Genomic DNA, 5,215 nt, shown 5'->3' with positions numbered 1-5,215 from the left:
TTTTTTTTATTTATTAATTAATTATTTACTAAAACAAACTATTTAAATTATGAAAAAACAATTTACTTTTAATGGAAACCGATGGCACTGGCAGGTATTTTTGCTTGCTCTTTTGGTGTCCACTTCACAGACTTTTGCCCAAACTTCGAAACAGCGGCAAGCGATTAGCAAATCTTATAACCATTCCAAACTAACACAATTAAGCAGAGATTTTTCAGATAAGGCTCAATCTAGAAAGGCAGAGGCCCTGAGAATGGCAGAGCAAAAAGGTTGGGAAGTTGTACGTACCAACTCGGATGGTACTTTTGATGAATTGGTAGCCGTATCTAACGATGGATCTCCAATTTACTATACCGTTTTTAACGTAGATGCAGCAAGGTCTACCAGAGCTAATCACTTAAATATTGGTGGTTCACTTGGACTTGATCTCGATGGTCAAAATATGACTGCCCACGTTTGGGATGGAGGTCCTACTAGACCAACACACCAAGAGTTTGATGGCCCTGGAGGTAACAACCGTGTAATCATAAATGACGGTGTAACCACCTTAAATGGCAATAGTTTTCATGCACAACACGTAACAGGAACAATTGTGGCTTCTGGTTTTGATGCGGATGCAAAAGGAATGGCTCCTCAGGCTACGGCACTAACACATGATTGGAATAGTGACTTGTCCGAGGCCACCACAGAAGCTTCCAACGGAATGTTGGTTTCTAACCACTCCTATGGTTATGCAGCAAGAGACTTTTTTGGAAATCCTCAACTTCCTAACTATTACTTTGGAGGATATATAGAAGACTCTAGAGATTGGGATAATTTAATGTACAATGCACCTTATTATTTGATGGTGGTAGCGGCAGGAAATGATGGAAATGATAATACTGTGAATGGCGCTCCTTTGGATGGAAATTCATTATACGATAAACTGACTGGACATTCCACTTCTAAAAATAATTTAGTAGTTGCTAATGCTCAGGATGCAAATATTGCAGCTGATGGATCACTTATTTCAGTGTCAATTAACAGTGGTAGTAGCGAAGGACCAACCGATGATTATAGAATCAAGCCTGACATCACCGGAAATGGTACAGGTCTTTATTCTTCTTATGAGGACCATGATGCTCATTACGCAACTATTAGTGGAACCTCTATGGCTTCTCCTAATGTAACTGGTTCCCTACTCCTTCTCCAGCAGCACTACGAAATCGTAAATGGAAACTTTATGCGAGCTGCTACATTAAAAGGATTAGCACTTCATACAGCGGATGATATAGGGTCTTCTGGTCCGGATGCGATTCATGGTTGGGGTCTTTTAAATGCAAAAGCTGCTGCTGAGGCTATTAGCAATAATGGGAATGAAACCATTGTTGATGAGCTCACACTTTCTCAAGGTCAGACCTACACTATAACCGTTGATTCAGATGGTAGTTCCCCTTTACTGGCTTCCATTTCTTGGACAGATCCAGCCGGCACGGCAACTACAGCGCTAAATTCATCCAATCCAGTATTGGTCAATGATTTAGACATTAGAGTATCACAGTCATCTACTACTTACCAGCCATATCGACTTACTGCTGTAAATGCTAATGGTACTGGAGACAATAATGTAGACCCATATGAGAGAATTGATGTTTCAGGTGCTTCTGGCTCATATACTATTGAAGTTACACACAAAGGTTCTTTGAGTGGAGGAAGTCAGGATTTTACGTTAATCGTTACAGGTGTAACAGGAACTCCAGCAGTTTGTGATGCCACAACTCCGACTGGACTATCTTCATCAAATGTGGGTACTACTACTGCTACTCTAAGTTGGAACAATGTTGCCGGAGCCACTTATGATGTGAGGTATCGTCCTACTGGTGGAACATGGACCACTGCAGGTGTTTCTGGAACTTCCATCGATCTTTCAGGACTAACCAGTGAAACGGAATACGAAGCACAAGTGAGAAGCAAATGTCCGGACGATGCTACTTCTGCTTACTCAAGTTCAGTTAACTTTACTACTCAAGCCCCAGGAAGTATTAGCTGTTCGGCTACCGAAACACTTCCTTATTCTGAAGGATTTGAATCAAATGATGGCTGGACACAAGTATCGGGAGATGATGGTAATTGGGTAAGAGATGCCAATGGAACTCCGTCGTCAGGAACCGGACCAAGTTCTGCAGCTGAGGGATCATATTATATGTTCCTTGAAGCCTCATCGAATGGAAGTACTGGAGAAATTGGAGCCAATGCAACCGCCATTCTTGAAAGTAATTGTTTTGATCTTAGTGGCGAAACTACAGCGACTTTCTCCTTTAAGTATCATATGTATGGAACCGCTATTGGATCCCTTACTATACAAGCTACTAGCGACGGAACGAACTGGACAGACCTGTGGACACTTTCAGGTAATCAAGGAAATTCCTGGGTATCAGAAAGTGTAAGCCTGGACTCCTATGCCGGAGGAGATGTTAAACTTAGAATTGTAGGAACCACAGGGTCAGGCTGGTCAAGTGATATAGCTGTGGATGATTTATCTGTGGTAGCCGGTGAAACTTCGAATGCCACCTTAACCATAGTTCTTGACAACTATCCTGAAGAAACAAGCTGGGAAATCAGAGACGGTTCTACTGTAATCGCATCTGGCGGTACCTACGGATCCCAACCAGATGGCTCTACTGTAGTGGAAAATATATCTTTGAGTGACGGTTGCTATGATTTCGTAATGCTTGATTCTTATGGAGATGGTATTTGCTGTTCTTTCGGCGAAGGATCTTATACTTTGGAAGTCGGAGGTAACACAGTGGCATCAGGAGGAGCTTTTGGTTCTAGCGAAACAACTAACTTCTGTGTTGGTGGAGAAAATGCAAGCTTTGCTATTTCCACATCTTCTGTTGGTCTTCCGGTAAGCTTTGATCTTTATCCTGTTCCAGCGGGAGAGTATTTAAATATTGCAACTACCAGAGATCAAGTAGAATTTAAGATTACTAATTTGATGGGACAAGTTGTAGCAGAAGGAGAATTTGTTGATAGCAGAGTTAATGTAAGTCAGCTTAAAACTGGCATCTATATGATAGAAATAAGCTCTGGAGGTAAGTCCTTCATTACAAAATTCGTGAAAAAGTAGTCAATATCTATATTTGAAAATGGCCTCATTCGGATACGGATGAGGTCTTTTTTTATTAGTCTAATTTACAATTTTGGTCCTATTGCAAACTTTGAAAAGTTTCGTCGACTTTCTTTTGGTTATGTATTTTTTGTTAATATTCCAATTCGGATGCTAAGGGAAATGCTGTGGTGATAGCTAAAAGGTTTTCCACTTCAAACAATGGTTTATCCGTTTTGAATGTGACTAAATTCCAAATAAATGAACGGGGAGCTATAAGTTTAGCCGAGTGGTTGGGCACTCGGGTTTTGAAACATTGAGATTGCAGTTTTCTTCTCAAAAGTACAGGATACATTACCTTTGTCAGACTTTTCCAAACCCCATTTCAACTACTACTCTAGTAGATTCATTCACAAATATTGAATTTAACCTAAACACTTTTGCAAATAATAGGATTGATTATGTGGTGATTGAATTAATTTTTCAGTCTGAATTTTTTATTATTGGGACCCTATCCATTGCCGAAAATTGATGACTTTGCCTTTGTTTATGACCAGGCTATTTGAGGCTAAATGATGAGATTTTAAAGAAAAGATCTGTTACTGGGTACCTGGCCTACAAATTTTGACAGGTTTAGTAGAATTAGTTTTTAAAAGCGGGAATTTAAGGACGAGTCAAATCAGTATTATTTTTTTGCTAGCGTAGAAGCAAACGGATAAATTCAAAATTCCAGATGGATTAAAGAGAACGGCAACTTTATGTGTAGTAAAGAATGGAAATAAATTTCTGTTACAAAACGATTAAATAAGCCAAATAAGGATAAATATATCCGAGTAGGAGGTAAAGTTGACCACTATGAAAGCCCATTAAAACCGGCAATTAAGGAGACTTTTGAGGAAACCGGCATTAGATTAGGAAATATGAAATATTGTGGGTTGATTACCTAAAGTTCTTCTAAAAATTACAACTGGATTGGGTATGTGTTCTTAGCCGAAATTGAATATATTACACCGCCTCCGGGCAATGAAGATGATTTAAAATGGAAAGATTTTGAAGAATTGTTAAAGATTCCAACACCCAAAACTGATTGGTCTGTGTATTAATATATTTTAGAGAATAAACTATTTTCATTTAGCGCAGAATATGATGAAAGGTTGGAGATGGTTTTTTTGGGGAAGAAAAAAAGGACAAAGTTATTGTTCAGAAACAATGAAAGGAACACTAAAACCAAGAGTAAAAATTTGCTGTATTAGCAGTAGAGAAGAGGCTTTGATAGCCATTGAATTTGGCGCTTCCGCTTTAGGGTTGGTTGGAAATATGCCAAGTGGACCGGGGGTGATTTTAGATGAGGAAATTAAGGAAATTACTCAGATAGTTCCACCACCTATTTCGACCTTTCTATTGACAAGTGAAACTGATGCTGAAAGGATTGTGCAACATCATAAGAAGGTGAATACGAATACCATACAGATTGTGGATGTGCTTGCACAAGGTACCTTCGAACAAATAAGGGATGCATTACCCAATATAAAATTAGTGCAGGTAATTCATGTAATAGATAAAGGCTCCGTGGAGGAAGCCCTGAAAGCTTCCGAATTTGTAGATGCCATTTTATTGGATAGTGGCAATCCAAATTTAAAAATAAAAGAGTTTGGAGGTACGGGTAGAACCCATAATTGGGAGTTAAGTAAGAAAATAAGAGAGAGTATAGACGTTCCTCTTTTTTTGGCAGGTGGCCTAAATAGTAAAAATGTTAGAAAGGCAATTGAGTATGTACAGCCATTTGGATTGGATTTATGCAGTGGGGTTAGGACAAATGGTAAATTAGATAAACAAAAGCTAGGAGCATTTTTTAGCGCAATAAATGAAGCACAGGAAATAGTGGTGTCCAATACCAAATAGGAATTACACTAGAATATAGAAGAGCTTTTATTAAAGAATTTCGATTTTAGGGCACAGCTCCAATCACCAAGCTGGAAAAGCGGACATTCAATTCCCTCTGTTGGTAGAAGGGAAGCATTTTTTTGAATGGGAAGATTTTATCCTATTTCCTTTTTGGGTAAAAGAAATTAAAGCTTTAGTGTGAGATGAGAACATTTTAATGGAATTCTGAATGAAAGGAGTCTA

General features: G+C 38.8%; 3 protein-coding genes. All 3 read left to right on the top strand.

All coding sequences use genetic code 11. From position 1 onward, the window contains the following. Nucleotides 1-49 precede the first annotated feature (49 nt). The 3 genes from E1171_RS07780 (at nt 50) to E1171_RS07775 (ending at nt 4,990) form a co-directional block, all read left to right on the top strand. Entirely contained in the window at nt 50-3,109 is a 3,060-nt protein-coding gene (locus tag E1171_RS07780) for a S8 family serine peptidase (RefSeq protein WP_155205447.1), read from the top strand. Nucleotides 3,110-3,870: 761 nt separating this feature from the next. Continuing rightward, a complete protein-coding gene (locus E1171_RS24720) occupies nt 3,871-4,035 on the top strand; it encodes an NUDIX domain-containing protein (protein ID WP_343031308.1) in 165 nt (54 codons plus the stop codon). 262 nt (nt 4,036-4,297) lie between these two features. Continuing rightward, on the top strand, nt 4,298-4,990 hold the full coding sequence (locus tag E1171_RS07775; protein WP_155205446.1) for a phosphoribosylanthranilate isomerase: 693 nt from the start codon (nt 4,298-4,300) through the stop codon (nt 4,988-4,990). The last annotated feature ends 225 nt before the right edge of the window (nt 4,991-5,215 follow it).

This window comes from Xanthovirga aplysinae, assembly GCF_009711365.1.
In the GTDB taxonomy this organism is placed as follows: domain Bacteria; phylum Bacteroidota; class Bacteroidia; order Cytophagales; family Cyclobacteriaceae; genus Xanthovirga; species Xanthovirga aplysinae.
The sequence above is the reverse complement of the archived record's forward strand: the minus strand, read 5'-3'. Positions and strand labels throughout refer to the sequence as shown.